The sequence below is a fragment of the Dietzia sp. Die43 genome, from assembly GCF_024519835.1.
Taxonomy (GTDB): domain Bacteria; phylum Actinomycetota; class Actinomycetes; order Mycobacteriales; family Mycobacteriaceae; genus Dietzia; species Dietzia kunjamensis.
The window spans coordinates 1-21,004 of the sequence record NZ_JALJRF010000008.1; the positions used below are offsets into that span (position 1 = coordinate 1).

Sequence of the window (21,004 nt, forward strand, 5' to 3'; positions counted from 1 at the left end):
CCTGACCACCCACGAAGGATCACCATTCAGTTACACCACTTCCAGGGGCTTGACCTGCCGTCGTGAGTGCGGTGAACCCGCACCTCAGGAAGACCGCAGCCTGACGCCCGTCCAAATCCGTGTGCGTAACGCGGTGAGCACCGCTAACCTCAGTAGTTCCTTAAGTGAGCGATCGACGAAAAAGGACCTCGCCCTGTGTGTAGCACCCCCACCATCCGGAACGCTGATGTAGGTCAGGTCCCGTTCGCTCCCGGCGTCACGGTGGAGGTCCGCGACGAGGAGTGGCTAGTCACCGCCGTGGAGCGCGCGGCCGCCTCCCCCTCAACTGGGGGCGACGCATACCTGCTCAAGGTCCGTGGGATCAGCCCGTACGTCCGCGACACAACGGCGACTTTCTACACCGACCTGGACGAGGTCACGCCGCTGGACCCGAGCCAGTCGACCGTCGTGGCAGACCCCTCCCCCGGCTACCGCCGCTCGCGTCTGTGGCTGGAGTCGACGCTGCGCCGCACCCCGGTTCCGCTGTACGACGAGTCGCTGGTGGTGTCGACCCAAATGCTCGCCGATCATCTCGACTACCAGCTCAGTGCTGTGCGCAAGGCACTGTCCAACCAGACCCTCCGCCCCCGCCTACTTATCGCCGACGCGGTGGGTCTGGGCAAGACGCTGGAGATCGGGATGATTCTGGCTGAGCTCATCCGCCGCGGCCGCGGCGAGCGCATCCTGGTGGTCACCCCGCGGCACGTGCTGGAGCAGATGCAGCAGGAGCTGTGGACCCGCTTCGCGATCCCGCTGGTCCGCCTCGACTCGGTCGGCATTCAGAGGGTCCGCCGCACGCTGCCGGCCACGCGTAACCCGTTCACGTTCTTCCCCCGCGTGATCGTCTCCATCGACACGCTCAAGTCCGCCAAGTACCGCGCCCAGCTGGAGCGGGTGCGTTGGGACGCCGTGGTGATCGACGAGGTGCACAACGCCACCAACGCCGCCACGCAGAACAACGAGCTCGCCCGCCTCCTCGCCCCCACCACGGAGGCGCTCATCCTCGCCTCGGCCACGCCGCACAACGGTCGCGCGGAGAGCTTCGCGGAACTCATCCGCCTGCTCGACCCGACGGCGGTGGGCCCAGACGGCACAATCAACCCCCGCGACCTGCAGCCGCTCATCATCCGCCGCCACCGGCACAGCCCGGAGGTCGACGGCGAGGTGGGCGCCCAGTGGGCCGTGCGGGCCGATCCGAACAACATCCTCGTGCCGGCGTCACCGCAGGAGACCGCGCTCGCCCGCGAACTCCGTGACACGTGGACCCGCCCGGGCGTCCAACCCCCGTCGGGCGACAACCGCCTGTTCCCGTGGACCCTGGCCAAGGCGTACCTCTCCTCCCCCGCCGCGCTGATCGAGTCGGTATCCAACCGCCGCAAGAACGCCTTCGGCCCCGCCGAGTTCGCCGCCCTGGACCGTCTACAGGAGCTGGCCGAGCAGGTGACGCCCGCCGTCAGCACCAAGTACCAGCGCCTGTTGACCTACCTCCGCGAGATTGGGATCTCCCCCCGCGGCGACCAGCGAGTGGTGATCTTCTCCGAGCGCGTGCGGACCCTGCACTGGCTGGCGGAGAACCTGGCCCAGGACCTCAAGCTCAAGTCGGACGCGGTGGCGGTGATGCACGGTGGGTTGTCCGACCAGGAGCAGATGGACCTGGTGGACGGCTTCAAACGCGCATCGAGCCCGCTGCGCGTGCTGGTGACGGGCGACGTGGCTTCGGAAGGCGTCAACCTGCACACCCAGTGCCACCATCTGGTGCACTACGACATCCCGTGGTCGCTCATCCGCATCCAGCAGCGCAACGGCCGCGTGGACCGCTACGGGCAGCGCACGCCCCCGGTCATCACCACGCTCCTGCTGGATCCGCCGGAGGATGCCGCACCGGGCGACTTGCAGGTGCTCACCCGGCTGATGGAGCGGGAGTACGAGGCCCATTCGCAACTCGGCGATGTCGCCTCCCTGATGGGCGAGCACTCGGAGGCCCGCGAGGAGGACACCATCCGCGAGGTGCTGGCGGGGAAAAAGAACTTCGACGACGCCGTGCGTCGCCCGGAGGACGTCCTGGCTACCGTGGGTGAGTTTGGTGACGACGACGACATCGACGACTGTGACGATATCGACGCATACCTCGAGCAGATCGCCATGGGCGGCTCCGAGGAGGTCGCCGACTCCGGCGCGGCGGCGCAGGTCCGCCGTTTCAGTGTCTACGAATCCGAGGTGGACTATCTTGAGGACGCTCTGACCGAGGCCTTCCACGGGGAGCCTCAGTTCCCCAAGGGGCGGGGCGGGGTAGCGTGGAGGCGCAACGCCAACCAGACTGCCCAGCTGGAGCCGACGGATGACCTGGCCCGCCGGCTGGACCTGCTGCCCGAGGACTACGTGCGGGCGCGCCGGGTCCGAGAGGAACTCATCCTCGCGACTTCCACCAACCGAGGCAAGCTGTCTCTCGAGGAGGCCCGCGAGGGCGCCTCGGAGACCACTTGGCCGATCGCCCACTTCCTCGGCCCGCTGCATCCGGTGTCGGACTGGGCCGCGGACCGGGCGCTCGCCTCGATGGCCCGGCAGGAGGTCCCGGCAGTGCGCGGCCGGGTCGATTCACCGACTGTGCTGGTGATGGGCACGCTCATGAACCGCCGCGGGCAGGTCGTCACCCGCGCCTTCTCGACGGTCGAGTTCCCGATGCCGGACCTGGCTACTGCCGAGCCGGTCGACGACCCGTACACCTGGCTCGAGGGTATTGGCCTGAGCGCCGGGGCCACCAACCCGGGTCCTGTGGCGGGCGCCTACGAGCTTTCCCACCTCATCCCGCGGGCGGTCAAGGCAACGTCAGGCAGTTTGGAAACAGTGTTTGCCCAGGCCAGCGCCGAGGCCGATCGCAGGGTCACCGCCTGGCGCGAACGTTCCCACGAGTGGGAACACCAGGCAGAGGAACTGATCAGCAGCGCCCGCCTCGCGAATCTTTCCCGGCGCGTTAGGGAGGAGGCAGAGCTGGCCGAGCAGCTCCGGCCGGAGCAGCGGCTGGTGAGGCCTCTCCTCGTCGTCGTCCCCACCGATCACCCCATCGCGGAGACCTCCGCGCCTACCACCTCGCAGGAGAACAGCTGACATGGCCGCCGACAGCGCGATCGTCAACGTCGACGAGTGGATCAGCGAGCACTACCTCACCACCGACGAGACCAAGCAGTCGTACCTTGCCCGAGTGCGGGCACTGGTCAAGGGCTGGAAGCAGGACGCCGGCGAGGGTGCCATCTCGCCGTTGAAGAGGCTGACCACAGCGCGGCAGGCTCTGTTGGTGTCCCTGTCGCAGCTGTCCGGTAACAGCGGTGGTGAACAGGCCCGCCCGGCGCCGGAGGAGGAGCGTGCGGAGCTGAGGAAGGCCCTGGGCTACGGCATCCCCGCCGATTACTCGTGGACGCGCGGCGGATCACCATGGCATGCGCAGGCCTGGACAGGCGACGGCGTGGCGCTGTTCGAGGCTGCGCCCGTCGACACGGTGGAGGATCTGCGGTCCGCACGGGTACTGGGTGAGGTGTTTGCCGACGGAAAGGCCGCCGAACCTACTGTCGGAAAGGTGGTCGGTGAGCTGTTCGTGTCCGACGCTCCGCCGGCGTTCGTCGCGGTGTTGGCTGGCCGGTGGTTCCTGCTGGCCGAGCGGGAGTCGTGGCCGTTGGGCCGGTTCCTGGCGGTGGACATTCTCTTGGCCCTGGAGCGGGGCGACACCCGCTCGGGTGGGGAGGTTGAGCGGGTGGTGGCGGCAGTCTGCCGCGAGTCCCTCGAGCGCCGGGCCGACGGCACGGTGTGGTGGACCGAGACGCTAGAGGATTCGCGTCAGCACTCGGTCAAGGTCTCCGAGTCCCTTCGCGGAGCGGTGCGTGAGTCCATTGAGATCATCGCCAACGACGTGCTGGATCGTTGTCGGGTGCGCAGACTGTCGGTGGACGAGGTCGACGGCCAGGATCTTGCCCGGCAATCGCTGCGGTATCTGTACCGAATCTTGTTCCTGTTGTTCGCCGAGGCATCACCGGAGCTGCGGATCCTGCCGGTCGGATCGACCGAGTACGACGACGGCTACGGGCTTACCCGACTCCGGAATCAGATTCTCTCGCCGCCCGCCACCCCGCGCGAAGAGCAGGGCACCTATCTCTACGACTCGCTGGCACTGTTGTTCCGTCTGGTCGACGGCGGCCATCACCCGGCGGACGAGCCGGGTGTGGCTCCGGGCCTGGAGTTCAACGAGCTCTCGGCGGATCTGTTCTCGAAGAAGGCCACCTCCCTGATCGACGAGGTGCAACTCTCCAACATGGCGCTGTTCCGGGTGCTGGGCAACCTGCTACTCACCCCGGAGCAGCCGGGTAAGGACCGTGGGTTTATCTCGTACGCCACGCTCGGTGTCACCGAGCTCGGTCAGGTGTACGAGGGCTTGATGTCCTACACGGGGTTCATCGCCACCGAGGACCTGTGGGAGGTTGCCCGCGGTGGCGACGACTCCAAGGGCTCGTGGGTGGTGGGCCACGACTACTCATTGGAGGTGTCCGCCTCCGACCGGGTGGTACGCCGCAATCCGGTGACCGGCGAGGACGAGTGGGTGCGGCACCCGCGCGGATCGTTCGTGTTCCGTCAGTCCTCGCGCGACCGTGAGCGCTCGGCTTCGTTCTATACGCCGCAGGTGCTGAGCGAGTTCGTGGTGGGTCAGGCCGTCGAGGAGCTTGACGCGACAGGTCGGATCGACACCGCCGAGGCCATCCTGACGCTCTCTATCTGTGAGCCGGCGATGGGTTCGGGGGCGTTCGCCGTGGAGGCGGTGCGGCAACTCGCCGAGCTGTACCTGGAGCGTCGCCAGCAGGAGCTGGGCCAGGAGATCGACCCCGAATCGCGTACGGCGGAGCTGCAGAAGGTCAAGGCCTACCTTGCCCTGCACAACGTCTACGGCGTGGACCTCAACGCCACGGCCGTAGAGCTGGCCGAGATCGCGCTGTGGCTGGACACCATGACGCCGGGCCTGCAGGCACCGTGGTTCGGGCTGCACCTGCGCCGCGGCAACTCGTTGATCGGAGCCCGAAGGGCCACCTACTCCCCCACGCAGGTCGAGAAGAAGCAATGGCTCGCCGCCGAGCCGCAGGATGCGTCGATGACAGCGCTGGCCGCAGCCGTGGATGAGGAAACCGGATTCGATCCGTCCGTACGTGGCCGGATCCACCATTTCCTACTGCCTGCCGCCGGATGGGGCTCGGCTACCGAGGCCAAGGAGTTGTCCAAGTACCTCAGCGAACCGCAGGCAAGGCTCAAGGCCTGGCGCAAGTCCATCACCGCCAAGCCCACCAAGGTTCAGGTGCGCCGTCTCACCGATCTGGCCGAGCGCACCGAGCGGCTGTGGCAGTTCGCGCTCGTGCGGATGCGGATAGCCGACGACCAGGTGCGGCGGCGTATCGACGTCTACGGTACTGAGGTCATCACGCCAACCAATCCGGTGTCCCGCAGCGTTATCGAGAAGTCCTTTGCCGATGCGGGTGGCGCGTTCCAGCGCTTACGTCGGGCGATGGACGCGTGGTGCGCACTGTGGTTCTGGCCCCTCACCGAGGAGAGGACGACCGTCGACGGCGAGGCGGTCTCTCCCCCGAACCTGGATCAGTGGATTGACGGGCTCGAAGCACTGCTGGGGCAGGCGTATTCCGATACGCAAAAGGGAAGCCGCAAGTACGGCCACGGCGAGGACCAGTTCCGTCTGGGCGGAGATCTCACGTGGGCGGAGATCGATTCCGCCGAGGACCTCGACCGCACGCTCGCTCAGGAAGCTCGTATCGAACAGGTCCTCCGCAAGCATCCCTGGCTCACGGTCTGTGAGCGGGTGGCCAAGGACAGTGGGTTCTTCCACTGGGAGCTCGACTTCTCCCCGGTCTTCGCCCGCGGCGGCTTCGACCTGCAGGTCGGTAATCCGCCCTGGGTGCGGCCACAATCGGACATCGAAGCATTGCTAGGCGAGTCTGACCCGTGGTGGATCCTCACCCATAAGCCAACTCAGGCACGGAAGAGAGATCGTCAGGAGTCGACAATTCATCGTCCCGGCGCAGTTAATACTCTCGCTAGCGGATTGACAGAAACACTGACGACAGCAGCGTTCCTTCATGACGTCGTGCAGTACCCACTTCTCGCTGGACAAAAATCTGATCTATACAGAGCCTTCATGCAGCGGTTGTGGAGATCCATGAATAAAGACGGAATTGTGACGATCCTCCATCCCGAGTCGATATATACCGAAGCTAAAGCCGCCCCATTGCGCAGGGAATCCTATAAGCGACTTCGGCGCCATTGGCAATTCGTGAACACACTTAAACTCTTCGACATAGCGCACCTTTTCACCTGGAGCGTAAACTGCTACGGAAAACCCTTGCAGTCTCCGGAGTTTCTTCACGCTACTGGGCTCTACCATCCCTCTACCGTCACCTCATCATTGCTTCACGACGGGTCTGGCCCGCTCCCTGGCAGGAAAACAGATGCGGGCGAGTGGAACACAAGGCCGCACTCTGGACGCATAATCTCCGTCGACCTCACCACCCTGGGAGTATGGAAGTCGGTACTCGAGGAACCAGAAACCCCAACTATCGAGACCCGGATGGTCTACACCATCAGCGAGGTGGAGCAAACGGTACTCGAAAAGCTAGCTAGGGCACCACGTGCTGGCAGTCTGAGACTAAAGTCCAGTCAGGGATGGAACGAGACGAACGACCGAAAGAAGGGCCTTTTCGATCACCTTTGGGCAGTACCCTTAGATTGGTCAGACGCAATCCTTCAGGGCCCGCACATCGATATCGGAATCGGTTTTGTCAAGCAACCAAACCCAACACTAAGGAGTAAGGGCGACTGGACCGCAGTCGACCTCGAGTCGATAGACCCCCAATTTATACCTGCAACGTCTTACAGCCGTACTTGCGAAAAATCGCAATATGAGTCCGCCTACCCGCGTCTAGATCACAACTTGAGCGAGTCCCACAAGGACGGCTACAGAGTCGCTTGGCGAAGAATGGTAGGCACAACGGGAAACCGGACACTGAGGCCGGCAATACTGCCCCCAGGCACGGCGCATGTCCACACGGTTAACTCGGCTACAGGCTCCCCGAGGGACATTGTCCGAGCTGGAGCGTCGGCCTCGGCAATCCTGATCGACTTCTATCAACGCAGCACAGGGATGACCGATATACTCGGGACCACATTTTTCAGACTTCCGATAGCCACAGATGTTGCCTTCAGTAGAAGAATCGAATATTTATACTTACGGTTGTCGGCCGTGACCGCCGCCTATGCCCATCTCTGGAAGGAATTGACTAATCAGGAGTGGTCACCGGACATACCGTTCAGAAGGGCCGAAGATCGCCGCCGAGCCCAAGTCGAAATCGACGCACTTATCGCCCTAAGTCTCGGGGTGACCGCCGATGAGCTGTGCATGATCTATCGCACCCAGTTTCCTGTGATGCGCAAGTACGACTCGCAGGACCTGTTCGACGCCAAGGGCCGCAAGGTGGTCGAGGATGTGGCCAAACTGCACCGCAAGCTCAAGCCAGGCCAGGAGCTCCGCGAAGAGGAGCGGACCTGGACGCATCCGCAGTCCGGCGCTACGTATGTGTTCGAGTACCCGTTTCGCATCCTCGACCGCGAGGCCGATATGCGGGCCGCGTACGAGCGGTTCGAGCGGAAGCTGGCCGACGGGACACTCTCGTGAGCGCGCTACTGCCACTGCAGGCCGCCGAGCAGCTCAAGGACGGGATCTCCGAGTTCCTGTCCACCACGTTCGCTCTCGCGGACAAGTCCACGCTCTCCGCGTTAAGCGACTTTGTCGGCAGCCCGGGTACGGGGATGTTCCATGGACCGTATGTTCGAACCCGCATGCCGTTCCGCCCCGCCGACGACGGCGCGGCCAGCGTGCTGGACTGGACGCCCAGCACGTTCCCGTTCCATCCATACGTCCACCAGGCCCAGGCCTTCGCTCGGCTGTCCAGCCGGTCCGAGCCCGAGTCGACCGAACCGTGGCGGCGGCCCGACCCCACTCTCGTGGTGACCGGCACCGGCTCGGGCAAGACAGAGTCCTTCCTCTACCCAATCCTTGACCATGCCCGCCGTGCCCGCGCCCAGGGTGTCCGCGGGGTCAAGGCGCTGCTGCTCTACCCCATGAACGCCCTGGCCACAGACCAGGCCGAACGACTCACCCGACTCCTCACCACCGAGCCAGGCCTGGCCGGGATCACCGCCGGCCTGTACACCGGCGAGGTCTCCGGAACCGGACGCACCACCGTCAGCGACGCGGGGCTCATCACCGACCGCGCCACCATGCGCGAGGACCCGCCCGACCTGCTCCTTACCAACTACAAAATGCTCGACCAGCTACTCCTGCGCTCAGAGGACGCCGACATCTGGCGACTCTCCGCCGCAGGTCTGCAGTACGTGGTGCTGGACGAATTCCACACCTACGACGGCGCTCAGGGAACCGACGTCGCTCTGCTGCTGCGCCGGCTCGGGCTCGTGGTGGACGCCCACCTAGGCACCATCACCACCTCCCCCGTCACTCGTACCGAGGCCGACCGCGCCCGCCCCCTGGGCCGCATCACGCCCGTGGCCACCTCGGCCACCCTCGGCGACGACGGCGACACCACCGCCGTCCGAAAGTTCGCCACCACCGTGTTCGGCGAAGAGTTCCCCCCCGAGTCCGTCCTCACCGAATCCCGTCTCACCGTGGACCAGTGGACCGGACTGACCACCGACCAGCGCATCCCCGTGGAGACCGCCGTGTCCCGCGCAGTGATGGCCGAGCTGGACCGAGCGATCCGCGACGGCATCGAGGCGGGCGCCGACCCCGCCGAGACCAACTACTCCGAGGTCGCCTCCCGCATCTGGGGGCTGGCTCCCGATGCGGACATCAGCGAAGCCGTCGAGGCGATCAAACGCCACGACCTGACCGCCCGACTCCTCGACCACTCCGCCCACGCGGTAGCCATTCCCGATCTCGCCTCCGCGGCCCTGCCCACTGACCACGGCCGCAGCCCAGCGGATACCGAGAAGTTCGTCGTGCACGTCCTGGGAGCCCTCAGCCACCTACGGGCCACCGTCACCGCCGCCGACTCTGGTGCCGGACGGCGCCTGCCCAGCATCGAGGCCCACCTGTGGGTGCGCGAACTCTCCCGCCTCGACCGCGCCGTACAAGCCACCGTCGCCTACCACTGGCACGACGACGGCCCCGATCTCGCCGACGAGGACATCCGCGTGGGCATCGGCCCCAGCGACCGCGATTACCTCCCGGCCATCTTCTGCCGACACTGTGGCCGCGCCGGGTGGATGACCGCCTTCGAACCCGGCACCGAGAGACCCACCTTCACCCCGGCCACCATCCGCCGCCAGTCGCTGTCCGACCCCTCCGGTATGCGTGCCCTCATCGCCGCCGACCAGGAAGTTCGAGCCGCCCACGAATCCGGTCTACCGCTGTCCCAGGTGAGATCCTCCCGCGACTCCAGCAGCTCGCTGATGTGGCTGGACCCGGCGCAGTCGACCCTGCACACCGCCGACACCTACGGCGCCGCGGAGCAGGACGACCGCATTGTGCCAGTGCTGCTCCACACCGGGATGGCCGCCAAGGAGAACTCCGAACGTCAGACCTGCCCGGCCTGCGGCACTCGCGACTCCATCCGATACATCGGCTCCGCCGTGGCCACCCTGCTCTCAGTGGCCCTGTCCAACCTGTTCGGGCTCCGCGGCCTCGACACCGGCGACAAACGCACCCTGGTGTTCAGCGACTCGGTGCAGGACGCCTCCCACCGCGCAGGATTCGTCCAGGCCCGATCCCACGCCTTTGCGCTCCGTACCGCCATCACCACGGCCCTGGACGGCGGTGACTCCTTCCTCGACGACCTCACCCGCGAGGTGATCTCCGAGGCCACCACCCCGGTCGAGCGCTACCACCTGCTACACCCGTCGATCGTTGAGCGCACCAACTTCACCGCGTTCTGGGATGCCACCGCCACCGCCGAGCAGCGACGCAGCGCCACCCGCCGAGTCCGAGAACGACTGCTGTTCGACCTGTGCCTCGAGTTCGGGCTGCGCTCGACCATCGGCCGCACCCTGGCACTGACCGGTACCGTCGTGCCCAGCGTGAACATCCCCTCCGCCGTCCTGCGTACTACCGCGCGTCGGGTCTGGGAGTCGATCGCACTGCAGACCACGCTCACCGACACTGAACCCGAGGACTCCGTGCTTGAGGCATGGGCACGGATTGTGGTGGAGCGGATCCGGCAGCGTGGTGGCATCAACCACCCGTGGCTCACCCAGTACCTGACCACGGACGGCAACACCTTCCACCTGACCAACCGACGCGCCCGGGCTCGCGGCGTACCAGGTTTCCCCGTAGGCGGCTGGCCCACCTTCCCACGGGTGGGACCGACCCTGACCAAGGACCGCTACCGCGACGGCACCGACGTGGTGGCCAGCAACCGCTCCTGGTACGCCCGCTGGACCGCACGCCACCTGGGAGTCACCCCCGACACGGCGCAGAAGCTCGTGGCGACACTCATGGAGGCCCTCGCCGCCGAGTCGCACCTCGAGGCCGTAGCCACCGAATCCGGGGCCACCATCTACGCCCTGCCGCCTGACGAGATCCTGGTGACAGCCGAGGACGACCCGGCTGAGCTGCGTTGCGACGTCTGCCACAACGCCACTCCCGCCGCCGAACCTGTCCGCCAGGTGGTGGCCGGGTACCCGTGTCTCACAGTGGACTGCACTGGTCATCTACACGTGGAGCGCATCGACACCCGGAACTATTACCGGAACCTGTACCACTCGCATGACAGCCGCTCGGTAATCGCGCGCGAACACACCGGGCTGCTCCAACCGGCCGAACGGGCCGCCATCGAGACTCAGTTCAAGTCCGCCTCGGACGCCCCCGGGGCGCCCAACGTCCTGGTGGCCACGCCCACCCTGGAGATGGGAATCGACATCGGCGACCTCTCCTCGGTCATGCTCTCCTCACTGCCGTCTTCTGTGGCCAGCTACGTCCAGCGCGTGGGACGTGCGGGCCGACTGACGGGCAACTCGCTCGTCGTGGCCCTCGTCCAGGGGCGCGGATCAACACTGCCCGTGGTGCACGATCCGCTCTCGCTCATCAACGGCAGCGTGCAGCCGCCCGCCGCGTTCCTCTCCGCCGCCGAGATCCTGCGCCGGCAGTTCATCGCCCACGCGATCGACACCCTGCTCCTCGAGGGCATCCACCCGTCCAGCACCCAGGCCCGAGCCGTGTTCTCCACCCATCCCGACTCGTTCCTCACCGTCCTGCGCAACGAGCTACCCGAGCGCGTCCCGGCCATGCTCAACCGTTTCCTCGACAGTCTCGGGACCCACGTGGGCGAGGCGGCCGCGCATGACCTGCGCGCGTGGGCCACCGGCACCACCGCCGACGGCCAACCAGCACCACACACCCTGGACTCAAGCCTCAAACTCGCCGCCGACCGCTGGCGCGCCGACAACACCGAACTCATCCACCGACTGGACGCCCTCGACGTGGTGCTGGTCGAGCTGCGAGAACGCGCAGAAAGTCCCGGCGCGACCGAACAGGACAAGGACGACCTACGGGCAGCCGAGGCCTCCCGCAAGGCCACCGTGGTCCAGAAAAACACCCAGCAGCGCGAATACTGGATCACCGCTCTCGAACGCTATGGACTGCTGCCCGGCTACCAGCTCCTCGACGACACCGTGGACCTGCAGGCCTCAATCACTACGTACGACCCCGATACGATGGAGTTCGACGCCACCTCCGCCACCTTCACCCGCTCCGTCTCCTCGGCACTGACCGAACTCGCCCCCGGCAACTCCTTCTACGCCGACCGCATGCGGATCGAGATCTCCGCCGTGGACATGGGAGCCAGTGGCGACGCCCTCGAGCGCTGGCGGGTATGCCCCACCTGCAGCCACGCCCACACCGAGGTCGCCGGAACCGCCCCCGGCTCCTGCCCCACCTGCGGCGCCGCCGGATTCGCCGACTCCGCCCAACTGCTGGACGTGGTACCGCTGCAGAGAGTGTCCGCGCAGGTCATGCGCGACTCGGCCACCGTGGATGAACGTCATGACGAGCGTCGTCGTCGTCGTTACTCCGTGGCCCGCACCGTGGCCTGGGACCCCACCGACGCCGCCCCCGCCTGGTTCGTGGACAACAACGGCTTCGGCGCCCGCTACCTACGGCGCGCCGACATCCGGTGGATCAACCTCGGCACCGGGCCCGGCGCCACCCAACTCATCGGCGGCACCCAGCCCGCCGCACCCCACTTCCGGGTCTGCGAGTACTGCGGCCACCTGGACTCCGAGGCCGGCGCCAACAGCCGCCGTGACCACCGGCCCTGGTGCCCCCACACCAAGGCCGCCGACGAGCCCAGCATCCACGTGGCCCTGGGCCGTGCCCTGTCCACCGAAGGCGTGCTGCTCTATCTGCCCCCCGCGGTGTCCACCTACGACGCCATGGTGCTGCCCAGCCTCGTGGCCGCACTGCGCCTCGGCTTCCGACGTGTCCTCGGCGGCGACCCCGACCACCTCGACGTGGCCACCGTGACCGTCCCCCAGGTCGGCACCCCCTCACCCGCACTCCTGCTGCACGACACCGTGCCCGGCGGCACCGGATACCTGGCCGACTTCACCACACCCGAGCGGGTCTGGGACCTCCTCCACACCGCCTACCTGGCCGTGCGCGACTGCGAGTGCGCCAGCGAGAACCGGCTGGCCTGTCCCCGGTGCCTGCTGTCCCACGCCCTCGGCGGCGAGGCCGACCGCACCTCCCGAGGCGCCGCTGAGAGCGCGCTGCTCGCGCTCTTACGCGGAGCCGACCGCGACGACGACGCCGAACCCACCCGCGAGGACTGGACCGTCGTGACCACGCAGAAGATCGACCCCGAGGGTGACTCCGCGCTCGAAGTACGCTTCCGGCATTCACTGAGCCGGGTGCTCGAGGACGAGGGCGCCACCATCACCACCGTGCCGGACGGGAAATACACGGCACTGCGGATCCGAATGCCCGGATCCCCGCTCACCTGGATGCTGCGCGCCCAGAACCACATCCACGAAGCCGGCACCACACCCGACTACATCCTGCAGGCCGACGACCCGCACCAGATGAAGTTCGCCATCTACACCGACGGGTACAAGTACCACGCCAGCCCCACCCACAACCGGGTCGACGACGACGCCGACAAGCGTGCCGCACTACGCGATGCAGGCTGGACCCCCTGGGCGATCACCCACGCCGACCTCGACGAGCACGACTCGGCCGGGCCTCCCGCCACGTGGGAGAAGCAGAACTTCGTCAAGGCCTTCGGCTCCGCACTCGGGATCGCCCCCGCGCGCCTCAACACCGCCGCCGGAGACCCCGTGACCCTCCTCGCGCGGATCCTTGCCGACCCCAATCCCGACGTGTGGCAGAAGGTCGGCCACGCCAGCGCCGCCTACTGGCTGGCCACCGGAGACCGCATCAAAGCCCGGTCCGAACACGCACGGTTGTTCGCCCGGTTGGTGGTGCAGGGTCATCCCCGTCAGCCCGCCTCGCTCAACGCCGAGCTGATGATCGACGACTCGGCGACGGCCGTGAGCAGCGAGGACTTCCGCGCTGACTGGCAGTGGTGGTTGCGAACCTCCAACCTGCTGTCGCTGCGCGGCCAGAACACCACCATCGGCACCCGGCGCGACATGGCGGCGGCCAGCGACGTGGACGCCGAGCTGGCGGCCATGGTCGCTGCGGCCGAGACCGGTGCGGACTCCGACGAGCGCGTGACTGTGGATATCGGGGGCGCTGTTGACGTGGAGGCGCCCGAGTCTGTCCCCGGCCCCGTGTCAGCCGGGGATGCCCTGCCCGGGCCCTGGCGGGAACTGGTCGAGGAGATCGATCCTGAGGACGCCGATGCGGCAGTCGAAGGAACGCTGTTGCGTGCGCTGGCCGATCTTGACGTGCCGCTGCCGGACTACGGCGAAGAGGTCCATGGAGTGATCGCCAACGTCTCCTGGCCCGAGGCGCGCATCGCGGTGTTCGTGTCGCAGGCGTCCGATAGGGTGCGGCCGATCGCAGAAGCGGGGTGGACAGTCATCAACCCCGCCGCTGACGGTGACCCCAAGACAATGGCCGACGCAGTCAAGAGGGCGCTGGCGGAACGCAGCGGAGAGAGGGCTTGAGATGGCAACCATCACGCTGATCAACAAGAAGGAGAGCCTCGACGGTTCTCTGCGCAAGCGCGTTTTTGACACGCTCTCCAAGCTGCAGGCCGACGACACCTCGGTGGGCGCGCACGTGGAGCCCATCAAGAACGCCGTGGATAACCGCATCCGATCGGTGCGGGTCAACGACAAGTTCCGCGCCCTGGTTTTCCGGATCGACGGTGGAGCCGAGACCCACTACGTCTACGTGGGCACCTACCCGCACGACGACGCTTACAGCGCTGCCGCGACCATGCAGCTCCGGGTCAACCCGGTCAACGGCGTGCTCACCCTGGTCCGCGAGCAGGCCGCGGCGCTCGATGCCAAGGTGGCAGCCGAGCAGTCGAAAAAGGCCGCCGCGCTCGAGGCAGCGGCTAAGACCGGGCAGGTGGCCGAGGTCGGGGCCCCGATCGGGCCTGGGGCGCCTGAGTCCGGTGCTGACGATTCTGCTGAGGCCGACGCGAGTCCGGCCGCGGCTGTGGTCGAGGACCCGACCCCCGCCTTCGCGGCGAGCGGAATCGACGCCGAGGTCCTCTCCCAAGAGCTGGGGATCGACCCTGCTGTTTCCGGCCCGGCACTGGCGTCCGCCACCTTGTCGGAACTCGAGACCGCGCTCGATGCGGCGGCGCCCTGGGAACGTGATGCCCTCCTCGGGCTGGCGGTGGGCTATTCCATCGACCAGGTCCGCGAGGAGCTGCGTCTCGGCGCCGCGTCCGACGCTGCTGCTGTATCTGACGACGAGGTCGATGAGTTCGTCCGCGCGGTCACCGCACCGGCTGCACGGATGCAGTTCACCTTCCTCGGCAGCGGCGGCGACTCGACCGACGTCATGCGCGAGATCATCGAGAACGGTGACTTCGAGGCGTGGACCACCTTCCTCCACCCCTCGCAGGAGGTACTGGCGACCCGCTACCGTAACGGCGCCTACCGCGTGGCCGGTGGCGCGGGGACCGGCAAGACCGTGGTGGCGCTGCACCGCACCCGCGCCCTGGTGACCCGATCGCTGACCGGCGCCCCCGCCGAATACACGGCCGACACCACCCCTCGGGTACTGCTCACCACCTTCACCCGGGTCTTGGCGGCATCGCTCTCGGCGCAACTCAAGGTCCTCGACGCAGAAATGCCCCGCGCCGCGGCCATCGGTGATGCCGGCGTGAGCGTGGCCGGTATCGACCAGACCGCCATGACCGTCCTCAACCGGGCCACGCCCGCCCAACTCGCCGCCGCCGGTCCGGCGGTCATCGGCCAATCCCTTTCCTCGGTCCCCTCTCCGCTGAGCGACCACGACGAGCGCGAGCTGTGGTTCGAGGCCGTGGAGCGGGCGGCGGTCCAGCCGGAGGGGGCCACCGCGACCCCCGAGTTCCTCCGCGGGGAGCTGGAGACCGTCGTCCTGGCCCAGGGCATCACCACTAAGGCCGCCTACCTCAAGGCAGACCGCAGCGGACGGGGTACGCCGCTCAACCGCAAGGCCCGCACCGCGGTGTGGTCGGCTATCGAGACCTACCTCGCCATCACCCGGCGCGAGAACAAGCAGACGTTCCAAGTCCTCGGTTGCCTCGCCGCCGCCGTACTCGACGGGATCGCCGATGCCGGCGGGGGCCGGCTGCTGGACCACGTGGTGGTGGACGAGGCGCAGGACTTTCACGTGGGTCACTGGCGGCTGCTTCGGACGCTCGTCGCCGAAGGCCCGAACGACCTGTTCATCGCCGAGGACGGCCACCAACGGATCTACGGCCGCCCCACCGTGCTGTCCCACTACGGGATCAACATCCGCGGCCGGGCATCACGGCTGACGCTGAACTATCGCACCACGGACGAGAACCTGCGCTTCGCGATGGGCATTCTCTCTGGCGAGACCTTTGTCGACACCGACGGGGAGTCGGAGAACCTCAGGGGCTACCGCTCCGCTCGCAGCGGGCCCGTGCCGCAGGTGGGTCACGCCGAGAACCTCCGCGGTGAGCTCAGCATCGCCGAGGAGCACATCCGCACTTGGCTCGCCGAGAACCCCAAGGCGTCGATCGGAGTGCTCACCCACAACCGTCGGGACGTGGACCGCATCATCGACGGACTTGAGTCTCGCGGCATCGAGATCACCTCCGGCGAAGGCTCGGGGGTGCACGTCACCACCATGCACTCGTCCAAGGGCATGGAGTTCACCCACGTCGTGCTCGCCCGCGTGAGCGAGGGCACCGTCCCGGCCCCCGTCCGACACGGGCTGACCGATGAGGACCGCGAACACCTGCGACGGCGTGAACGGTCGCTGCTCTACGTCGCAGCGTCCCGGGCCCGCGACCAACTGGTCGTGACCACCGGGGTCCAGCCGTCCACTCTCCTACCCCGCATCACCACGGAGGACACCACATCGTGACAGGCGCGAGCCACACCGCTGCGACCACCTGGAGGCTCGCATTCCCGTTCTGGGATCAGGTCGCAGAGCAGGTGCCCGTCGCCGGTGACACACCTATCAGCGACACCTCGGCGGAGGACCGCGTCGAGACCGTTCTCGAACTCGCCTCTGCATTCCGGGTCACAGGCGAGCCCGCACTGGGTGAGCTCTACCCATTGATCCCCGCCCAGTTCGGTCTCGTTCCCAGCGCCGGGCAAGACCCGGTGACGTTCGCCGCGCTGGCCATCCGTTCGTCCGCAGACGTTACAACGCCCTTGTCGCGAGCAGACGGACGCCGGCTCCACCGGACCCTGGCGCAGGTCAACGCTGCCGCAGGCGCGGCGCCGGACGCCACATGGCCCCGGGACCCGGTCCTGCGCGCAGTGAGTAGCGCAGTGTTCGCGCTCGCTCCCGAGCGGTTCTACGCCCTCATCGACATCCGTTTGAAGGGCGGTAACGCCGAGGCGGCGAACAGCTACGTCAGCCGAGAATTCCAGGACGATCTGGATACCATCCTCGAGGCCGCAGTCGCCGAAGCCCGGCACACCGCCGACTCCCCGGAGATGCAGCACTGGCTCGACACGCTCATCTCGCCCGAAGGCGGAGATGCATTGTCCACGCATCCACAGCTGCGCAGACCCCTGGGACTGCTCGACGTCACCCTGGCGCAGGCCGCCGCGCTGCTCATGCCCGAGCTCGGCGATCTCACCGGGAATGACGTAGCGAGCGAGGAGGAGTCCCCGCACACAGCGGACACCACGCTCGTCAACCAGGACGCCACCGTCCCGGAGACCACTCTCGCTGGTACGGCCCCGGAGGCTGCTCCCACGTCCGCCCCCTCGACGGCGGAAATCGACCCGGATGCCGACGAGGCGGGCCCGAGCGCTCAAGGAGAAACGGACGAAGCAGCAGCCGGCGGAACCGAGGTCAGCGACGCCCATCCAGGAATCGGCCTGACCTCGGACGATGACATTGACGCGTGGGAGAACGCTCTTCGCCAGCGATTTACCGATGCCATCCTGGCTATCGATACCGATCTGTCCGCGCTGGAACTCGACGTGCTCCTTGACGTGTACGGAGACAGGTTCCGTCTGTCCCGCGGACGGGGCACGACGGTCAAGCAGATCGCTCACCACTTCCCCGCTACCACGCTCATGTCGATGGTGGGCATGGCTTCGGTCGGTCTGGAAGACAATGCCTACTGGGACCAGTTCTGGGATCGACTTCGGACCGAGCGAAATCACACCGACGAGAACGCCCTCCGACAGCTCATCATCCCGCTCCTGCGACAGTTCAACCTCGATCCGATCGCGGGCTTGTCCACGTCCCTGCACGTGCAGCGGCTCGCGGTACACGCTGGTATCCCGGCGTCCAGCGCGAGGCGGCTAGTCGAGGTGCTCACCACCTACATCGGATCCGTCTCCTCCCGCGACACTCAACCCTTCAGTGAATGGGTGCGGCAGCCGGGTCAGGAGCACGTCTTTGAGCAACTGGACTACCCCACCCGCGACTTCGTCCGATACAGCGGGGAGCGTGGGACAGTGCTGCTGGACGAGATGGCCCGCATCGTCGCCGAGATCGCAGAAAACCCTGCCCTCGATGCCACCGCTCTCACCACCGCACAGACGTTCCTCCCCCAGCTACTCATCGACTCTCTCCGAGAAGCGCTTCACAGCGCAGACGTCTCCGACTCGGTTCGCGCGCAACGCCGGCGCGCACGCCTGACGCCAACCCTCCACCTGGAGGCCGACGACTCCATGGTGGTGCGAATCCCGGCCCCATCGAGCCACACCTCAGCACCGTGGACCATCACCCTGGACACCCAAGTGGTGCGAGTCGCCGCCGAGAAATTCAGCAGCGATCGATCGGTGGAGGTGCCCATCGAGCACCCCACCAGGCGAATAGTCGTAACCCACCCGTCTCTGGCGTATCCGATCGAGCTACGTCTCTACGACACTGGTAAACCACTCATCCTGTTCACCACGCAAGGCGAGCACATCCCGGACACCGCGCGACTGCCCAGATCAGAAGTGCTTGCGGTGATGCCCGGGGACCTCACTGTCCTGGGCGAACATCCTCACGCCCCACGGGTCATCGCGAACTACGGCACCCCGCTGGGATGGGACGGATGGGAGATCAGCCAATGGGATCTCACCGAGACCACATCTCTGCGAACCCGGACCGCCCAGAATGAGGTGCGGGACCATCCGGTGGGCAGCCAAGCTCTGCCCAGCTTGTTCGACGAGCCCGACGATCCGCTTCCCGTCCTTCCCGGTGTCTTCAGCGAGAAGTTGCCCGTTCTCTACTCCCGTCCGTGGCTCAGTCTGCCCGCTCTCGGGCCCGACTCCGCGGCCACCTGGACAATCCAATACCGGCGCGCCGGCGCCCGGGAATGGACTGTTCAGGGCGACTACGCGGCACCGGAGCAGGGGGCGGTCCCGCTGTTCGACGCCGAGCCCGAGCAGCTCGGCCGCTTCGACGTGCGTGTCACAGGACCTTTCGGAGCGAGGTTCGAGACCAGCGTCTTTGTGGCTGAAGGTCTGCAGGTCGAGTACGACGACTCGTTGCGGATCCCCGAGGACGACGGCCTCACCGAAGTCACCGCCGCGGCCTGGTCCGAGGACCCGGCGCTCATCATCCTGGACCCTCAACTGCATTTTGGGCCCCAGGTATCTAAACGTCCGCTCCGCATCCGCCGGGGCGCTGCCTCGGAGATGATCACCGTCCGCCCCCCGCGGATGGAATTCCGGATGACACCGGTCGGCGGCGTCCCTTCGTGGAGCGACCGCCAGATCGGTCGGCGCCCAGACGACTTCACCGGGGCGGTTCTCGCCGTCCGAGGGGTTCCCGAGGACATCCCTGTCGTGGCGGAAATCCGTGACCACACCGGTTCGGTCCGAGCGACGGAGCAGCTTGTCTCCCGCTCGCGGGGCGGTGTACTCACACTGACCGCAGATCGCCTCGCGGGTGCCGCCCGCGAGACGCAGTCAGGCCTGGTCATCCTTCGCCTGGCCTATCCCGACGGCACCTACCCGGCCCCGATCATCCGGTTCAATACCGTCGGCGCCGACGTGAGGATTGTGGTCGACGGGGACGAGATCCACGTCCGCGGCCGTCACCTCCACTCAGACACCACCGTCCACATCTGGAAGATCGCCCGCCCCTGGAGCCCGGTCCTCACCGTTCCGCTCGTCCGAGGCCGGGCAATGCTGCCCGCTTCGGCATTGGAGGTCGGCGACCTCCGAATTGCCCCCGTGGTGCAGGACGACTGGGACCCGGTTCCACCATCGCCCCTTCCGACCCGGGACAGTGTCCGCGTCAGCCGCCTGGGCACCTTCACCGACCCCACCACTGCTGTTCTGGCCCAGTTCCTCCTCGGTCAAACCGGCCCGGACGGAATCGATCCCACACTTCCCGAAGTATGGTCCGCGCTCGCACTCCTTTCCCGGGGACTTGAGGATGGAGACGACGAGCGGTTCGACCAGTTATCCCGTCTGATAGCGAACGCGCCCCGCCGCGCTGCGCTCTCCCTGGCTGCTGCGCCACTGGAGAGCGCCGACAAACTGGCCCTCTTCATCCGCTCCGGCCTGGTCTTCCACTCGTTCCGGCCCTACGGCCGAGACGATCTCCTTTCCCGCGCACAGAACACCGCGCTCTCCTCCGAGCCCTGGTTGGACGTGCTAATCACCATCGCCGACATTCCCGCGGCCAGCGTGGAAGAGCGCATAGCGTTGCGGGATCGACTGCGTGGTGTTGGCGGACATGCTCTCGTCGACATCCTCAAGACCGGCAGCGACCCGTTGGCGGTCTCGGCGTCTCTCGACGCCGAGTTGGTTCTCCGCAGCGACCACCCTGACGCGGTTTCTGCCTTCCTGGATGCAAAGCGGCTCGTCCCCGGTGGCCTCACCGACGCGGCCTCCAGGTACGACGCCTACCGAGCCCTGTTCCGGAACAAGGATTCGGAGATCGACAGGCTCCGAGAGTTCTACGGGGTCCTACTCGAAGGGCGTTTCCAGCCCCTCAATGAAGTCAGGCGCTTTGGGGTTCTGTGGCGGGCGGTAACGGCACGGGCCAGGAAGCTGGGCAACGTCACCAACCAGCACCCGTGGGCTAACGCCCCCTTCGCCAGCCTGACCTTCTGTCTCTACGCGCGTCTGGCCGCGGTGGATGAGATTCGGCTGGATCCGCCCCCGGGGCTCGATACAGCGTGGGCATGGTTTGCCGCCCGCGAGCCCGAGCAGACCATGATCGATCTACTTGTGGCCGAGGCACTGGTCATCCGAATGACCCTGCCCGACCGTAAGCGCAATCCCTACTCCGCATTCGACTCGATGACCGATGAGGACATCGTGGACCTGATCGTCACCATCTAGGAGC

Annotated in this window: 5 protein-coding genes; all 5 read left to right on the plus strand. The window is 66.8% G+C overall.

The genetic code is table 11. The features are described 5' to 3' along the window. The first annotated feature begins 195 nt into the window (after positions 1-195). From NR111_RS08205 to NR111_RS08225, 5 genes are read left to right on the plus strand one after another with little or no spacing between them, the layout of a single operon-like run. Positions 196-3,144, plus strand: a complete 2,949-nt coding sequence (locus NR111_RS08205; protein ID WP_256820513.1) for a DEAD/DEAH box helicase — start codon at positions 196-198, stop codon at positions 3,142-3,144. Between the two features lies 1 nt (position 3,145). Beyond that, entirely contained in the window at positions 3,146-7,753 is a 4,608-nt protein-coding gene (locus tag NR111_RS08210; RefSeq protein WP_256820514.1) for a DNA methyltransferase, read from the plus strand. Continuing rightward, a complete protein-coding gene (locus NR111_RS08215; RefSeq protein ID WP_256820515.1) occupies positions 7,750-14,220 on the plus strand; it encodes a DEAD/DEAH box helicase in 6,471 nt (2,156 codons plus the stop codon). Before NR111_RS08210 ends, NR111_RS08215 begins: the two co-directional genes overlap by 4 nt. A 1-nt stretch (position 14,221) precedes the next feature. Continuing rightward, a complete protein-coding gene (locus tag NR111_RS08220; protein WP_256820516.1) occupies positions 14,222-16,609 on the plus strand; it encodes a 3'-5' exonuclease in 2,388 nt (795 codons plus the stop codon). After that, on the plus strand, positions 16,606-21,000 hold the full coding sequence (locus NR111_RS08225) for a hypothetical protein (RefSeq protein WP_256820517.1): 4,395 nt from the start codon (positions 16,606-16,608) through the stop codon (positions 20,998-21,000). The genes NR111_RS08220 and NR111_RS08225 overlap by 4 nt, the downstream gene beginning before the upstream one ends. Positions 21,001-21,004: the final 4 nt, after the last annotated feature.

Bases quoted from the DNA above. Each gene is read 5' to 3' on its own strand.
- NR111_RS08220 (WP_256820516.1), top strand. From the start codon at position 14,222: ATGGCAACCATCACGCTGATCAACAAGAAGGAGAGCCTCGACGGTTCT.
- NR111_RS08210 (WP_256820514.1), top strand. From the start codon at position 3,146: ATGGCCGCCGACAGCGCGATCGTCAACGTCGACGAGTGGATCAGCGAG.